The organism is Streptomyces sp. NTD91, assembly GCF_059510455.1.
Genome location: NZ_JCAJZW010000013.1, coordinates 82,408 through 98,136, shown reverse-complemented (window position 1 = coordinate 98,136; position 15,729 = coordinate 82,408). Strand labels below are relative to the sequence as shown.

At 70.2% G+C, this 15,729-nt stretch carries 14 protein-coding genes and 1 pseudogene; 4 read left to right on the top strand and 11 right to left on the bottom strand.

Annotated elements, in window-relative coordinates; translation table 11 throughout:
- Window position 1: 1 nt before the first annotated feature.
- On the bottom strand, window positions 2-1,261 hold the full coding sequence (locus AC5WRT_RS16310; protein ID WP_496094773.1) for an MFS transporter: 1,260 nt from the start codon (window positions 1,259-1,261) through the stop codon (window positions 2-4).
- Between the two features lie 93 nt (window positions 1,262-1,354).
- Between AC5WRT_RS16310 and AC5WRT_RS16305 the strand changes: the two genes are divergently transcribed.
- Window positions 1,355-2,383 (top strand): LacI family DNA-binding transcriptional regulator, encoded by a 1,029-nt coding sequence (locus AC5WRT_RS16305; RefSeq protein WP_496100345.1) that lies wholly within the window; start codon window positions 1,355-1,357, stop codon window positions 2,381-2,383.
- Window positions 2,384-2,447: 64 nt separating this feature from the next.
- Here AC5WRT_RS16305 and prcA read toward each other — a convergent pair whose 3' ends face one another.
- From prcA to arc, 6 genes are all read right to left on the bottom strand, one after another.
- Window positions 2,448-3,200, bottom strand: coding sequence for a proteasome subunit alpha (gene prcA / locus AC5WRT_RS16300; RefSeq protein ID WP_496094729.1), 753 nt, complete (start codon window positions 3,198-3,200; stop codon window positions 2,448-2,450).
- Between the two features lie 60 nt (window positions 3,201-3,260).
- Window positions 3,261-4,106: a proteasome subunit beta gene (gene prcB / locus AC5WRT_RS16295; protein ID WP_496094728.1), complete on the bottom strand. Its 846-nt coding sequence runs from the start codon at window positions 4,104-4,106 to the stop codon at window positions 3,261-3,263.
- Window positions 4,058-4,561 (bottom strand): endonuclease VII domain-containing protein, encoded by a 504-nt coding sequence (locus tag AC5WRT_RS16290; protein WP_496094727.1) that lies wholly within the window; start codon window positions 4,559-4,561, stop codon window positions 4,058-4,060. Before AC5WRT_RS16290 ends, prcB begins: the two co-directional genes overlap by 49 nt.
- Window positions 4,562-4,674: 113 nt before the next feature.
- Window positions 4,675-4,893 (bottom strand): ubiquitin-like protein Pup, encoded by a 219-nt coding sequence (locus AC5WRT_RS16285; RefSeq protein WP_496094726.1) that lies wholly within the window; start codon window positions 4,891-4,893, stop codon window positions 4,675-4,677.
- A 173-nt stretch (window positions 4,894-5,066) separates the two neighbouring features.
- A complete protein-coding gene (gene dop, locus AC5WRT_RS16280; protein WP_496094725.1) occupies window positions 5,067-6,578 on the bottom strand; it encodes a depupylase/deamidase Dop in 1,512 nt (503 codons plus the stop codon).
- Window positions 6,579-6,809: 231 nt separating this feature from the next.
- Entirely contained in the window at window positions 6,810-8,576 is a 1,767-nt protein-coding gene (gene arc, locus AC5WRT_RS16275) for a proteasome ATPase (RefSeq protein WP_496094724.1), read from the bottom strand.
- Window positions 8,577-9,103: 527 nt separating this feature from the next.
- Here arc and AC5WRT_RS16270 point away from each other — a divergent pair.
- The gene (locus AC5WRT_RS16270; protein WP_496094723.1) at window positions 9,104-9,406 is read left to right on the top strand and encodes a ferredoxin; all 303 of its coding nucleotides are present in this window, start codon (window positions 9,104-9,106) and stop codon (window positions 9,404-9,406) included.
- 19 nt (window positions 9,407-9,425) lie between these two features.
- Here the strand turns inward: AC5WRT_RS16270 and AC5WRT_RS16265 are convergent, their stop codons facing one another.
- From AC5WRT_RS16265 to AC5WRT_RS16255, 3 genes are all read right to left on the bottom strand, one after another.
- Window positions 9,426-10,007: a hypothetical protein gene (locus AC5WRT_RS16265; RefSeq protein ID WP_496094722.1), complete on the bottom strand. Its 582-nt coding sequence runs from the start codon at window positions 10,005-10,007 to the stop codon at window positions 9,426-9,428.
- A gap of 234 nt (window positions 10,008-10,241) precedes the next feature.
- Complete coding sequence (locus tag AC5WRT_RS16260; RefSeq protein WP_061921269.1) at window positions 10,242-11,144, bottom strand: tRNA (adenine-N1)-methyltransferase; 903 nt, start codon at window positions 11,142-11,144, stop codon at window positions 10,242-10,244.
- 136 nt (window positions 11,145-11,280) lie between these two features.
- Window positions 11,281-13,035, bottom strand: a complete 1,755-nt coding sequence (locus AC5WRT_RS16255; RefSeq protein WP_496100344.1) for a site-2 protease family protein — start codon at window positions 13,033-13,035, stop codon at window positions 11,281-11,283.
- Window positions 13,036-13,492: 457 nt separating this feature from the next.
- Between AC5WRT_RS16255 and AC5WRT_RS16250 the strand changes: the two genes are divergently transcribed.
- Both AC5WRT_RS16250 and AC5WRT_RS16245 read left to right on the top strand, forming a co-directional pair.
- Window positions 13,493-14,452 carry a RecB family exonuclease gene (locus AC5WRT_RS16250; protein WP_496094772.1) on the top strand — a complete coding sequence of 320 codons (960 nt, stop codon included), beginning with the start codon at window positions 13,493-13,495 and terminating at the stop codon, window positions 14,450-14,452.
- Between the two features lie 52 nt (window positions 14,453-14,504).
- A complete protein-coding gene (locus tag AC5WRT_RS16245; RefSeq protein WP_055703620.1) occupies window positions 14,505-15,176 on the top strand; it encodes a response regulator in 672 nt (223 codons plus the stop codon).
- Between the two features lie 29 nt (window positions 15,177-15,205).
- Here AC5WRT_RS16245 and AC5WRT_RS16240 read toward each other — a convergent pair.
- Window positions 15,206-15,652: pseudogene (locus AC5WRT_RS16240) on the bottom strand (ABC transporter substrate-binding protein); the annotation flags it as partial.
- Between the last annotated feature and the right edge of the window lie 77 nt (window positions 15,653-15,729).

The following is a 15,729-nucleotide window of genomic DNA, read 5'->3' as shown; positions in this document are numbered from 1 at the left end:
ATTACGCCCGATCCCCCGAGCTGAAACGGGGTTCGGCAGCACGATTTGGATCATTTTCCGATGAAGACGCAACGACCCCGCCCCGCACCGGAGCTGTGAGGACCCGCCCCGTGGCCAGCAGCACCAGCAAGGACACCGCCCCCGCCGCACCCGGAACGGCGAACCCCCACACCGTGCCACCCGCCTGGACCACCGGCCCCGCCACACCCGTCCCCGCCGACGCACCCACCGTGAACGTCGTCACCAGCCACGAGAACGCCTCCGTCACCGTCCCGCCCGGCGTGTGCCGGTCCACGATGATGAACGCACACGCGATGCACGGCGCCAGGAACAGGCCCGAGAGCACCGACAGCAGCACCATGGCCACCGCACCCGGCGTCAGCGTCAACGGCAGATAACACACCGCCAGAAGAGCCACCAGCACCCGCAGTCGCCGCTCCGGCGAACCACCCCACCGACGGGCCCCGTACACCGAACCACCCACCAGCGCGCCGAGCCCCAGCCCCGCCATCATCCAGCCGTACACCGCGTCACCACCGTGGCCGTCGGCGTACGACACCGACGCGACCGTGATCGAGCCCAGCGCGATCCCCACGAACAGAAAGGCGCCCAGCAGAGCCAGCAGCCCCGGCGACCGCAGCGCTCCCAGCCAGTGCGCCTCGCGCGGCGCCGAACGCCAGGCACGGGAGGGCGGCGACACCACCACCGACAGCGCGCCCAGCACACCCAGCACATTCAGCACCAGCAGCGCCGCACGCTCGTCCCACAGCGACACGCACAGCGTCACCAGCAGCGGCCCCACCGTGAACATGATCTCCTGCGCGATCGCGTCCAGTGCGTACGCTGTGTGCACCCGCCCCTCTCCGCGCAGCACCGACGGCCACAGGGCCCGCAGGCCCCCCTCCAGCGGCGGGGTGAACACACCCGCCGCACCCACCGCCCCGTACGCCAGCGGCAGCGGATCGGTACCGCAGAACGCGAACACCGCCATCGACGCGGCCGCCAGGACGGCCGCCGGCAACTGCACCCGCGGCTGGCCGTGCAGATCCACCAGGCGGCCCAGCACCGGCTGGCCCACCGCGTTCGCGACGCCGTAGACGGCCGCCAGGGCCCCCGCCAGGCTGTACGTCCCGCCCTCCGCGCGCACGAACAGCACCAGCGCGATCGGGGCCGTCGCGTTCGGCAGCCGCCCCACCAGAGTGCCGGCGAGCAGCCGCAGCGCGTGTCGCGCCCGGAGTATCTCCAGATAACCCGTGGCCATGTGCTGCCCTCCCGCCCAAGTTTTACGTATAACCCCCGCCGTCATACGTACCATGTGCCCAGTTCAGACGTCCACACGAAGAGGCAGGCCCACGTGGCACGCAGCAGCACGCGCCCGACCAGCCGGGACGTCGCCCAGGCGGCCGGGGTCTCCCAGGCCGCCGTCTCCCTCGTCCTCGGCGACAAATGGCGCGGCCGCGTCTCCCAAGCCACCGCCGCACGCGTCCGGGAGGCCGCACGCGACCTCGGCTACCGGCCCAACCTCGCCGCCCGCAACCTCCGTCTCGGCCGCACCCGCACCGTCCTCCTCGTCGTCCCCGCCCTCACGACCGAGTTCTTCGCCGGCGTCTACACCGGCGCCGCACGCGTCGCCGCCGACCACGGCTTCGGCGTCGTCCTCTACCCCTCCCCCGAAGGCATCGGCCCCGCCCGCGACCCCTTCGCCTCCGCACAGGCCGCGCTCGACGGCGTCATCGTCTCCTCCATGGCCGCCGACGCCCTCACCGCCATCCGCGGCGACGAGCTCCCCCTCGTCATGCTCGACAGCGACCCCCGTGGCAGCCTCGGCGCCGCCACCGTCAACCTCGACATCACCGACGGTATCCGCCAGGTCGCCGAACACCTGCTCGGCCTCGGCCACCGCCGCATCCTGCACCTCGCCGCCGACGTACCCTCCTGGACCTTCGAGGTCCGGGCGAGGGAACTGGCGGCGCGCACGGCGGCCGTAGGGGGGACACGGATCCGTACGGCTCGAGCCCCCATCTCCATCGAAGGCGCCCTCGCCGCCACCGAGAGCGCGCTGACCGCACCCGGGCCCCGGCCCACCGCCGTCGTCTGCGACGACGACAAACTCGCGGCCGGCGCCTACAAGGCGCTCCGCCGCCTCGGTCTGCGCATCCCCGACGACATCTCCGTCACCGGCGTCGACGACCTCGGCCTGGCCACCGCCATCGACCCGGAACTGACCACCGTACGACTCGACGCCGAACGCTTCGGCGAACGCGGCATGCACGCCCTGCTCGCCGTCCTGGACGGCCGCGAACCCGACAGTGGAGACATCCCCGTGGAACTCGTCGTCCGCGGCTCCACGGCCCCGCCACCCCGGACGCCCCGCAGCCCCTGAAACGCCGTGTGCCCCGGCCGGGGCACAGCCGGGGCACACACGAACGGACGATCGAGTGGCAGGGTCACTCCTCCTCGGAACCGTCCTCCTCGGAACTCTCCGCCTCCGTGGCGGCACCGTCCGCCGCCAGCAGACGCGACAGCTGACGCCCCACGATCCGCTTGAACTTGCGCCGCTGCGGACGCGTGCGATCCAGCACCGCCACCTCGAGACGCTCCGCGGGAATCTCCCGCTCGCTGCCATTGGTGTCCCGCGACAGCGCCTGCACCGCCAGCTTCAGCGCCTCCGCCAGGCTCATGCCGTCACGATGCCGCTGATCCAGGAAACCGCTGATCTGCTCGGCATTGCCACCCACCGCGACGGAACCGTGCTCATCCACGATCGAGCCGTCGTGCGGCAGCCGGTAGATCTGGTCACCCGCCGGCGTCTCCCCCACCTCGGCCACGACCAGTTCCACCTCGTACGGCTTCTCCGCCGCCGACGAGAAGATCGTGCCCAGTGTCTGGGCGTACACGTTCGCCAGACCACGAGCGGTCACGTCATCACGGTCATAGGTGTAACCCCGCAGATCGGCATACCGCACACCACCGATCCGCAGATTCTCGTACTCGTTGTACTTACCGGCAGCGGCAAAAGCGATCCGGTCATAGATCTCGCTGAACTTGTGCAGCGCACGGGACGGGTTCTCGCCGACGAACACGATGCCGTCGGCGTACTGCAGCACGACCAGGCTCCGGCCACGCGCGATACCCTTCCGCGCGTATTCCGCCCGGTCGGCCATGGCCTGCTGAGGTGAGACATAGAACGGCGTGGACACCGGTTATCCGTCCCTTTCTGTCATGGTCACTGGATCACCTTGAAAAAACGGGGCCCGAGCTCAGAGCAGAGCCGCCTTCGGACCGTCCGGCTCCTCCAGCCGCCGCTGCAGCACCGCACGGGCGAGCCCGGAGGACTCCTCCTCCGTCAGCCGGCGGAAACCGTCCTCGGTGATCACGGTGATGATCGGGTAGATCCGGCGGGCGACATCGGGACCGCCGGTCGCCGAGTCGTCGTCAGCCGCGTCATACAGAGCCTGCACCACCAGCGTGGTCGCCTGCTCCTCGGTCAGATCGTCACGGAACAGCTTCTTCATCGCACCACGCGCGAAGATCGAGCCCGAGCCCGTCGCCGCGAAATTCTGCTCCTCCGAACGGCCACCCGTCACGTCGTACGAGAAGATCCGCCCCTTCTCCCGGTCCAAGTCGTACCCCGCGAACAGCGGCACGACGGCCAGCCCCTGCATCGCCATGCCCAGATTCGAGCGGATCATCGTCGACAACCGGTTCGCCTTGCCCTCCAGCGACAGCTGCGCACCTTCGACCTTCTCGAAGTGCTCCAGCTCCAGCTGGAAGAGCTTGACCATCTCCACGGCGAGACCCGCGGTGCCGGCGATGCCGACCGCGGAGTACTCGTCCGCCGGGAACACCTTCTCGATGTCCCGCTGAGCGATCACGTTCCCCATCGTCGCCCGGCGGTCACCGGCGAGCACGACACCCCCGGGGAAGGTGACGGCGACGATCGTCGTCCCGTGCGGCGCCTCGATCACCCCCTGCGTGGGCGGCAGCTGCCGCTTGCCGGGCAGCAGCTCGGGCTGGTGCTCGGAGAGGAAGTCCATGAACGAGGAGGACCCTGGCGTCAGGAAGGCAGCTGGTAGACGCCCGGTGCTACGAGGATTGGCTTCCACGGGTTTCCTTCCAGGTAAGCAACAGCGCGACGGCCAACGTCGGGATCATCCCGCAATTTGCCGATAGCCGAATTGCAGTTGAAGCACGGTACGCCTCGGACCCTACCCGTCTTGCGGCAGTGATCCACATGCGCGGGCGGGGCAGCCGGACGGATCGCGCAGAGCCCGTACGGGGAGGCGATCAGCGCGTCGCGCTCGGCTTCGGTGAGGCCGTGGTTGCGCGTGAGGTGGTGCTGCCGGCCTTTCACCGCCTTGCACAGTGTCGCCAGACCGTCCGAGGCACTGCTGTTCCGCGTCCACCCGCTGTGCGGCTTGATCTCGCCGCAGGTGCGGCGGTACTTGTGCCCCTCGGGCGCCTTGACCCGTGGACGGACATCGAGACCCTTCGCCAGCTGCCGCTGCTGATGGTAGGCAGCCGCGCACTCCCGGCAATAGGCCTGCAGGCCGTCCCGCATGGACCCGTTCTTCGCGAATGCTGCTCGCGGCTTGTATTCCTTGCACCGCGAGCAGCGTTTCGCGCCTGCTTCACTTGCCAACTCAGACCCCCCGGCAACCTTCGATTTGAAGGCTATTCGCCGCCCTTCTGAACGAAACTTCGAACGAAGTCCTCCGCGTTCTCCTCGAGTACGTCATCGATCTCGTCCAGCACGGAGTCCACGTCGTCACTCAGCTTCTCGTGCCGCTCCTTGAGGTCCTCCGAAGCCTGCGCTTCCTGCGCCTGCTCCTCGACCTCTTCGGTCGCGCGCGTGGCCTTCTGCTGGCCGCCGCCTGTGTCCTTGGTCGCCATAACCCTCACCCCGCTCAGTTCGCCTGCCGATCGGTGATGATCAGACCCTACAAGCCGGGTCCGACATCGGCCCCGCAGTTTCTCCAACGTACGGGGGCCATCTCGATGATTCCCGGGCGGCAGGATTTCCACCCTGGACGCCCGGGCCGCACCGAGTCCCCCCCCTGGCCCGCTCAGCCGCCGGACAGGACCCTGACCAGGTCTTCCGCGGTACGGCACCGGTCCAGCAGCTCCTTGACGTGATTTCGCGTTCCGCGTAGCGGTTCCAGGGTTGGAACGCGCTGCAAGGAGTCCCGGCCGGGAAGGTCGAAGATCACCGAGTCCCAGCTCGCCGCCGCGACGTCGTCGGCGTACTGCTCCAGGCAGCGCCCGCGGAAGTAGGCCCGTGTGTCCTCCGGTGGCTTCCTCATGGCCCGCTCGACGTCCGCCTCGTCCAGGAGCCGCTTCAAGCGCCCGCGGGCGGCGAGGCGGTTGTAGAGGCCCTTCTCGGGGCGTACGTCGGCGTACTGGAGGTCCACGAGGTGCAGGCGGGCGGCGTCCCAGTCGAGGTTGTCGCGGCGGCGGTAGCCCTCCATGAGTTCGCGTTTGGCGACCCAGTCCAGTTCGCCCGCGAGACTCATGGGGTCGTTCTCGAGCCGGGTGAGGGTGTCCTCCCAGCGGGTGAGGATGTCCTTGGTCTGTTCGTCGGCGTCTTCGCCGTAGCGTTCCTCGACGTATTTGCGTGAGAGTTCGTAGTACTCCATCTGGAGCTGGACCGCGGTCAGGGTGCGTCCGCTGCGCAGTGTGATCAGCCGCTTGAGCGACGGGTCGTGGGAGACCTGGTGCAGGGTGCGAACGGGCTGGTCGACGGCCAGGTCGACCGCGATGAAGCCGTCCTCGATCATGGACAGGACCAGGCTGGTCGTGCCCAGTTTGAGATAGGTGGAGATCTCGGAGAGGTTCGCGTCGCCGATGATCACGTGCAGGCGGCGGTACTTCTCCGCGTCGGCGTGGGGTTCGTCCCTGGTGTTGATGATGGGCCGCTTGAGCGTGGTCTCGAGGCCCACCTCGACTTCGAAGTAGTCGGCGCGCTGGCTGATCTGGAAGCCGTGTTCGTGGCCGTCCTGGCCGATCCCGACGCGGCCGGCGCCGGCGAACACCTGGCGGGAGACGAAGAAGGGGGTCAGGTGGCGCACGATGTCCGAGAAGGGGGTTTCCCGCTTCATCAGGTAGTTCTCGTGCGTGCCGTAGCTGGCGCCCTTGTTGTCGGTGTTGTTCTTGTAGAGGTGGATGGGCTGAGCGCCGGGGAGCTGGGCCGCCCGTTCGGCGGCCTCGGCCATGATGCGTTCGCCGGCCTTGTCCCAGAGGACGGCGTCGCGGGGGTTGGTGACTTCGGGGGCGCTGTATTCGGGGTGGGCATGGTCGACGTAGAGCCGTGCTCCGTTGGTGAGGATGACATTGGCGAGGCCGATGTCCTCGTCGGTGAGCTGGCTGGCGTCGGCGGCCTCCCGGGCGAGGTCGAAGCCTCGCGCGTCCCGGAGCGGGTTCTCTTCCTCGAAGTCCCAGCGGGCCCGGCGGGCCCGGTGCATCGCCGCCGCGTAGGCGTTGACGATCTGGGACGAGGTGAGCATGGCATTGGCGTTGGGGTGGCCGGGGACGGAGATCCCGTACTCCGTCTCGATGCCCATTACTCGCCGTACGGTCATGCGGCCCTCCTTGCCCGGCGGCACCCTCGGTCGTGGGCGCCGCTCACGTACCGCTGGCGCTCCGGTGCGTGTGCGGTGCCCGTCCCCGCACTGCGCGACTCGGCGGTAGGAACGAGCCTAGAACGCCTTGCGCTGGTGGGGAGATCATTTGCGTCATTGCCTGCTCCGGTCGTGGCCAGAAAAACAGTCGGCTGCGGGTACCCGGTGAGGGCACCCGCAGCCGCCCTGCTGTTACAGGTACTGACCGGTGTTCGCCACCGTGTCGATGGAGCGTCCGGTGTCCGCGCCCTGCTTTCCGGTGATGAGGGTGCGGATGTAGACGATCCGTTCGCCCTTCTTTCCGGAGATGCGGGCCCAGTCGTCGGGGTTGGTGGTGTTGGGCAGGTCCTCGTTCTCCTTGAACTCGTCCACGCAGGCCTGGAGGAGGTGGGAGACGCGGAGACCTTTCTGGTTCTTCTCCAGGAAGTCCTTGATCGCCATCTTCTTGGCGCGTCCGACGATGTTCTCGATCATGGCGCCGGAGTTGAAGTCCTTGAAATAGAGGACTTCCTTGTCTCCGTTGGCGTAGGTGACTTCCAGGAAGCGGTTTTCCTCGGATTCGGCGTACATATGTTCGACGGCGGTCTGGATCATGCCCTGGACCGTGGCGCTCTTGTCCCCGCCGTGTTCCGTGAGGTCGTCGGCGTGGAGGGGGAGGCGTTCGGTGAGGTACTTGCCGAAGATGTCCTTGGCGGCCTCGGCATCGGGGCGTTCGATCTTGATCTTCACGTCGAGTCGGCCCGGGCGCAGGATGGCGGGGTCGATCATGTCCTCGCGGTTGGAGGCGCCGATGACGACCACGTTCTGCAGGCCCTCCACACCGTCGATCTCGGCGAGCAGCTGGGGGACGATGGTGTTTTCCACGTCGGAGCTGACGCCGGAGCCGCGGGTGCGGAAGAGGGATTCCATCTCGTCGAAGAAGACGATGACGGGGGTGCCCTCGCTGGCCTTCTCACGGGCACGCTGGAAGACGAGGCGGATCTGCCGCTCGGTCTCGCCGACGTACTTGTTGAGGAGCTCGGGGCCCTTGATGTTGAGGAAGAAGCTCTTGCCGGCGGCCTGGCCGGTGACCTCGGCGACCTTCTTGGCGAGTGAGTTCGCGACGGCCTTGGCGATGAGTGTCTTGCCGCAGCCGGGGGGACCGTAGAGCAGGACACCCTTCGGCGGGCGCAGCTCGTGCTCCTTGAAGAGGTCGGGGTAGAGGTACGGCAGCTCGACCGCGTCGCGGATGGCTTCGATCTGGTTGCCGAGTCCGCCGATCTGGTCGTAGCCGATGTCGGGGACCTCTTCGAGGACGAGCTCTTCGACCTCGCTCTTGGGGACGACCTCGTAGACGTAGCCCGAGCGCGGTTCGAGCAGGAGGGCGTCGCCGGCGCGGATGGTGGTGCCGAGCAGGGGCTCGGCGAGCCGTACGACCCGTTCCTCGTCGGTGTGCCCCAGTACGAGGGCGCGCTCGCCGTCCTCGAGGATCTCCTTGAGGGTGACGATGTCGCCGACGCTCTCGAACTCCATGGCTTCGACCACGTTGAGCGCTTCGTTGAGCATGACTTCCTGACCGCGCCTGAGGTCGTCGAGGTCGACGCTCGGGCTGACGTTCACCCGGAGCTTGCGTCCTCCGGTGAAGATGTCGGCGGTGCCGTCCTCGTTGGCTTGCAGGAACACGCCGAAGCCGGCCGGCGGCTGCGCGAGCCGGTCGACTTCTTCCTTGAGGGCCACGATCTGGTCGCGGGCCTCGCGGAGCGTGTTGGCCAGCCGTTCGTTCTGGGCGGACACGCCGGCCAGGTTGGTCTGCAGCTCGACGATCCGCTCCTCGAGAATTCTCGTGTGCCGCGGAGAGTCGGCGAGCTTGCGTCGCAGGACGGCGATCTCCTGCTCAAGGTAGGCGATCTGCCCGGCGGGGTCGTCGGACCCTCGTCCCGGGCGGATGCCGCGGTTCATGTCGTCGTCGTGGGCTGCCACGGTCCTCACCTCCTCCAAGGGGAGCTGGACGCTTCCAGACCCTACCTGGGTGGGTGTCGATTGAAACCCCTAGATCACAAAGACTGTCAAGGTGTGTCGTCGGTCACCCGTTGCGCTCTCCCTCGCACGGAGGGGATACCCACTCAACGTGATACGGAAGCGGCTTGTTCCGGGCATCGCGTGGTCAAAACCCTTCGGTAGTGGCCGGAGTTGTCCGTTCCGGGCCGGTGGGTGCGGTGGTGGGTCGCCGGGTGGTGCTCTGCGCACATCACGCAGAGCGACGGCCCGGGCTGTGGGTGTCACGTCCGACGGCGGCTTGAACTGGTCGGGTGCCGTGGCCGGAGGTGGCTGTCGGCGTCCTGGACCCGCGCTCGTACCCGGGCGGGCGGGGACGGAAACCACCGGTACCGGTGCAGCGTGGCCGGGTGGCGGGCGGAGGTAGGGTCGGGGGTGTTCAACAGCCGCTGGTGCGGACCCGGCTGGCCCTGGTGGCGCCGGTCCCGCCCGGTGTTCCGACGGCAGGAGAGGTGACCGTGCAGCAGGAGGCCCCGGGCGGGCAGGCGCTGGAGGTCTGGATCGACCAGGATCTGTGTACCGGCGACGGGATCTGCGCCCAGTACGCCCCTGAGGTGTTCGAGCTGGACATTGACGGGCTGGCCTATGTGAAGGGCGCGCACGAGGAGCTGTTGCAGGCTCCGGGGGCGTCGGTTCCGGTGCCGCTGCCGCTGCTGGCGGATGTGGTGGACTCGGCGCGGGAGTGCCCCGGCGAGTGCATTCATGTGCGGCGGGTTTCGGACAGGGTCGAGGTGTACGGGCCCGACGCGGAGTGAGTCCGGGCCGGGCCCTGTTTCAGACGCTGTGGGTGTCGGCGGAGGTGGTGCGGATGAACGCGGTGCCGTTCCAGTGCCAGGCGGTCGGGGTCTTCAGGTCCGGGCAGCAGTTGGGGACGGCGTCGGAGGAGTAGCCGAGGAGGGTGGCGAAGACCGTGCCGGTGCGCAGGGAGAAGCCGGTGACGGTGAGCCGGTCCTTGGGGTCGACGAGGGTGGCCACGATGCGTGGTGCGGCGCTGTCGGCGGAGCGGGTGAGCACGTAGACGCCGTCGGGCGGGGTGCCCATGGTGGCGTCGCAGTGGACGACGGCGACGGTTTCGGGTCTGCCGTCGCCGTCGAGGTCTCCGGTGGCCTTCTTGACGACCACGGCCTTCGTGGGTCCGCACTGCAGCGGGAAGTCGACGCCGGTGGTGCTGGGCGGTGCGACAGCCACGGGCGCGGTGCTGGGGCGCGCGTCGGTGTGGGTCTGGGCGGCCGTGGCCGATCCGGGCTGGACGACGGAGGAGAGGGCGACGACGCCGGCGACGGCCGTGGCGGTGGCGACCCAGTGGATGGGCCGGGTCTGGGCGTGGGCGAGCTCCGGAACGGCGGATTGCTGCACTAGGAGTGTCTCCTGTGAGGGCTGTGCCGGTGGGGGTGGCCAGCATCGTGCCACACGTCACAGTGCGGGGGAACGGCGGGGTCGGAGGATTCCCGCAGGCGGTGTCCGCGGGCGGGAGTTGGGCAGTCGGGGAGGAGCTGGTGCCGTGTCAACGTGCGGGCGCCGTGCCGCGGTTCCCGTCGGTGTGCGGGAACTGCGGCACGGCGCCCGTGCGTTGTGCTGTGTGCGGGTGGGTCAGCGGCCGGTGCCGCCGTCGGCGTTGGGGCCGGCGTAGTCCTCGCCGTACGCGCCCTTGGCGGGGCGGCGGCGGCGCATGGGCGGCTCGACTCCGTCGGCGAGGCGGCGGGCGGTGAGCAGGAAGCCGGTATGGCCGATCATGCGGTGGTCGGGGCGGACGGCCAGGCCCTCGATGTGCCAGTTGCGGATCATGGTCTCCCAGGCGGTCGGCTCGTTGAAGCAGCCGATCTCCCGGATGGATTCCACGGTCCGGGCGAGCTGGGTGGTGGTGGCCACGTAGCAGCAGAGGATGCCGCCGGGGACGAGTGCCTTGGAGACGGCCTCCAGGCATTCCCAGGGGGCGAGCATGTCGAGGATGACGCGGTCGACGTCGGTGTCGGACAGGTTGTCCTGGAGGTCGCCGACGGTGAGCTGCCAGGCGGGGTGGGGGCCGCCGAAGTAGCGTTCGACGTTCTGCCGGGCGATGTCGGCGAAGTCCTCGCGGCGCTCGTAGGAGTGCAGCATGCCCTGGTCGCCGATGGCACGCAGCAGGAAGCTGCTGAGCGAGCCGGAGCCGACGCCGGCTTCCACGACGCGGGCGCCGGGGAAGATGTCGGCGAAGGCGAGGATCTGCCCCGCGTCCTTCGGGTAGACGACGGCCGCCCCGCGGGGCATGGACAGGACGTAGTCGGGGAGCAGGGGGCGCAGCGCGAGGTAGGCGACGTTGCCGGTGGTGCGGACAACGCTGCCCTCGGGAGCGCCGATCAGTTCGTCGTGCGGGAAGGAACCCTTGTGGGTGTGGAAGTTCTTCCCGGCCTCGAGCGTGAACGTGTAGTGGCGGCCCTTGGGGTCGGTCAGCTGTACCTGGTCCCCGACCTTGAAGGGCCCGCGTCTGCGGGCGGCACCGGTCGGTTCGGACATGTGACCAGCGTACCGGTTCCGTGCCGGGGCCCGGGCCGAGGACGGTGGGGGCGGCGGTGTGCTGTCCAGGAGGGGGTCGTCTTCGGCTTGTCGCACCGGTCCCCGCCCCCTCCGGGGCACGCCCCGGTTCAGCGCGTCAGGAAGCGGGCCTTGCCATGGCCTTGACGAAGGCACGCTCCACGTCGGCCGCGGACAGGACACCGTAGATCTCGCCGGTCTCCTCCACCACCAGGTACTCCGTGGCGGGGGTGGCACGCAGGACGTCGAGGAGTTCTTCTCCCGCGAGTTCGGCGGAGACGCGCATGCCCTCGGTGAGGTCCTGGGCGAGGCCGCTGACGGCGACCCAGGGACGGCGGTGTTCGGGTACGCCGACGATGGCGGACTCGCGGACCAGGGAGACGGGGTTGCCGTGGGCGTCGACGACGACCAGGGCGCGGGCGCCCGCCGCGTTGGCCCGGCGCAGGGCCTCGGAGAGCGGGGTGTCGCTCTGCACGGGTACGGCGCGCCGGGTGAGGGTGCGGGCGCGCAGTTCGGGAAGGTGTTCGCGCAGGCGGGCCATGCGCAGGCTGTTGCCGGCGCCGGTCCAGATGATCGCGGCGAGGATGGCGGCGAGCAGGGCGTCGGTGACGGTGTCCATGCCGCCGGTGTTCTCGCTGTTGCCGCCGAAGGTGCCGGACTGGTTGAGCAGGGGCAGGCCGATGAGGACGGCGACGGCGAGGGCGCGACCGACCCAGGCGGCGGCGACGGTGCCGCTCATGGGGCTGCCGGTGATCTTCCAGACGACGGCGCGGAGCATGCGGCCGCCGTCCAGGGGCAGGCCGGGCAGCAGGTTGAAGACGGCGACGATGAGGTTGGAGATCATCAGGCCGGCCAGCAGGACACCGGGTACGGTGCCGGGCTCGACGGGTTTCATGGCGAGGTAGAACAGGCCGGCCAGGATGAGGGAGAGCAGGGGCCCGACGAAGGCGAGCACGAACTCGCGGCCGGGGGTCTCGGCCTCCTTCTCGATCTCGGAGACGCCGCCGAAGAACTGGAGCTGGATGCGGCGGACCGGGAGTTGGAAGCGGATCGCGGCGACCGTGTGGGCCAGTTCGTGGACCAGGACGGAGGCGTAGAAGGCGACGGCGAAGAACAGGGAGACGAGGTAGCGGGCGGCGCCGAGATCGGGCAGCACGCGGTCGAGCTGTCCGCCGAAGACCCAGGTGATCAGTGCGGCGACGAGGAACCAGCTCGGGGCGACGTACACGGGCACGCCGAACGGCCGTCCCATGAGAATGCCGCCACCGGGCTCCTTGGGTCGCCGCTGCGGCGGCTCGCCCCTGGCGATCCCGGAGTGGGCGAGTGACCGGTCGGGCCGCGTGTCGTGCGGGGAGCCGGTGCCTGTGCCCGTGCCGGTGGCGTTGTCCGGTCGGGAGGGTGTGCCGGGGGTGTGGGCGCTGCCGGCCCGCCCTTCGGCTCCGGCACCACCGGTGGCGCCGCCGGTGCCGGGGGGCTGGGGGCGGTCTTCGGTCCTGTCCGCGTCCGGGCCGCTGGGACCGGCGTCGGGGCGGTCCTGGCTGCCGTCGGCGTCCGCGCCTCGGCCGGTGCCCGTGCCGTCCGGGTACTCAGCGGTGTCCGAGCCGGTGCCGCAGCGGGCGCCGGCCGTGGCCTCCCGGGGGTCGGCGGCGGCCGAGGTGCCGGACGCGCCGCGGTCGGGGGCCGGGTCGGGCGGTGGGGGGCCTGGCGTGTGCCCGCGGTCGGGCGTGGCCCGGGTGTCCTCGGCTTCGGCCCCGTGGTCCGTGGGGGGCTGGGGCTCCGGGCCGGTGGGGTCGGTCGTCGGGGCCGTCGGACCCGCGGGGTGCTCGGCCGGCTCGTCGTTGCCGGACCGCGGCTGCCCGCTCCCGCCGCTCACGTCCACGGTGTCCCCTCGTTCGAAGCGTCTTCCGTACCTGAGGGACGGAAGGGTCTGTGGTCGATGGTATGCGGCCGTGGTGACCTGTTCCGCCCCGGCACCCCTTGTGTTTGCCCCGTGGCCGCGCGGTCGAACACGGCGGCGGCCGGGTCACTGTCAGTGGTGGGCCGTAAGGTCTGTGGTCATGGACAGCAGCATCGAGGACGCGGGGGCCCGGTCGGGCGGCGCCGGGCGAACGGATCCGGACGGGGAGCCGCGGCCGGCGCCCGTGACGGCCGCGGTGCCGGAACCCTCGGCGGCCGTGACGGCGGCCGAGCCGGACCCGGAGACGGCGGAAGACACCGCCGACCCGGACCCGGAGACGGCGGAAGACACCGCCGACCCGGACCCGGCGACGGCCACGAAGACCCTCCCGTCCGGCCCTGCGACGCCCGCAGTGCCCGAACCCTCGGCGGCCGTGACGGCGGCCGAGCCGGACCCGGAGACGGCGGAAGACACCGCCGACCCGGACCCGGCGACGGCCACGAAGACCCTCCCGTCCGGCCCTGCGACGCCCGGCTCGGTCGTGCAGGCGTCGGCGGAGGCCGGTGCCGGGCGCGTGGCCGTTGCGCCGACGTCACTGTCCCCGTCCCGGGCGAGCGACTTCATGCAGTGCCCGTTGCTCTACCGGTTCCGGGTGATCGACCGGCTGCCGGAGAAGCCGAGCGCGGCGGCGACCCGGGGCACGCTGGTGCACGCGGTGCTGGAGCGGCTGTTCGACGCGCCGGCGGCGGAGCGGACCGCGCCGCGGGCGAAGGCGCTGATCCCGGGGCAGTGGGACCGGCTGCGGGAGAGCAGGCCGGAGGTTACGGAGCTGTTCGCCGACGATCCGGAGGGCGAGCGGCTGGCCGGGTGGCTGGCGGAGGCCGAGCGGCTGGTCGAGCGCTGGTTCACGCTGGAGGATCCGACACGCTTGGAGCCGGCCGAGCGGGAGCTGTTCGTGGAGGCCGAGCTGGAGTCGGGGCTGCGGCTGCGCGGGATCATCGACCGGGTGGACGTGGCGCCGACCGGTGAGGTGCGGATCGTCGACTACAAGACGGGGAAGGCGCCGCGGCCGGAGTACTCCGAGGGTGCGCTGTTCCAGATGAAGTTCTACGCCCTGGTGGTGTGGCGGCTGAAGCGGGTGCTGCCGCGGCGGCTTCAGCTGGTGTATCTGGGCAGCGGGGACGTGGTGACGTACGACCCGGTGCTCGCGGATCTGGAGCGGGTGGAGCGCAAGCTGCACGCGCTGTGGGAGGCCATCGGACAGGCGACGGCGACCGGGGAGTGGCGGCCTCGTCCGACCAAGCTGTGCGGCTGGTGCGACCACCAGCCGCACTGCCCGGAGTTCGGCGGCACTCCCCCGCCGTATCCGCTGCCTGTGGCCGGGACCGGGTGAACCGGAAAACCCGGCAGGGCAGAATGGGCCGCGACTAGCGAAGGAGTGTCACGTGGCCATCCGTGTCCTACTGGTCGACGACCAGCCCCTGCTGCGTACGGGTTTCCGGATGATCCTGGAGGCCGAGCAGGACATCGCGGTCGTGGGCGAGGCCGGTGACGGTCTGCAGGCCCTCGACCAGGTGCGGGCCCTGCAGCCGGACGTGGTGCTGATGGACATCCGTATGCCGCGGATGGACGGGGTGGAGGCGACCCGGCAGATCACCGGGCCGGGACGGGACGGTCCGGCGAAGGTGCTGGTGCTGACGACGTTCGATCTGGACGAGTACGTGGTGGAGGCGCTGCGCGCGGGGGCGAGCGGTTTTCTGCTGAAGGACGCGCCGGCGAACGAACTGGTGCAGGCGATCCGGGTGGTGGCGGCGGGTGAGGCGATGCTTGCGCCGAGCATCACGCGCCGGCTGCTGGACAAGTACGCCGGGCATCTGCCGTCCGGTGAGGAGCCGGTGCCGGACACGCTGAACACCCTCACCGACCGTGAGGTGGAGGTGCTGAAGCTGGTGGCGCGGGGGCTGTCGAACGCGGAGATCGCGGCCGATCTGTTCGTCAGCGAGACGACAGTGAAGACGCATGTGGGGCATGTGCTGACCAAGCTGGGCCTGCGGGACCGGGTGCAGGCGGCGGTGTACGCGTACGAGAGCGGTCTGGTGCGGCCCGGCGCGCAGTAGGGCGTACGACGACGAAGGGCGCCCTTCCACTTGTCGGTGGCGGCCCGGTCGCTCTGCGCGCCGGTGTCGGGGATGAGGCTGCCGGTGATGGTGGCGTTGCCGTAGTGGTCGTCCAGCACGTTGCCCTTGCCGAAGAACGGCGCGGTGAAGTTGTCGGGGCCGGGGTAGTCGGGCACCCAGCCCTTGACGTACACGCCGTACTTGCCGGCGGCGATGTCCTTCTCGTACTGGTCGAAGGGGACCGACTTGACGTCGGCGTCGAAGAGGCCGCTGGCGTTGAGCTGGCCGGCGATGGCCTTCAGCTCTTCGTCGGTGGCGGGGCCGTAACGGGTCGGCGTGGACCACAGGGTGAGCCTGACCTTGCCGGTGATGCCGGCGGCGCGCAGTGCGGCGGCGGCCTCGGCCCGGGAGGGGCGGGCGCCGTAGGTGTCGAAGAAGGCCGTGTTGTGGCCGGTGATGCCCGCGGGGATGATCGACGGAGGAGCCGGTGCCCCCGGAATCACCGGACCCCGAGCCGCAGGCGGTCAACAGGCCGGAGGCCAGCCCCGCCACG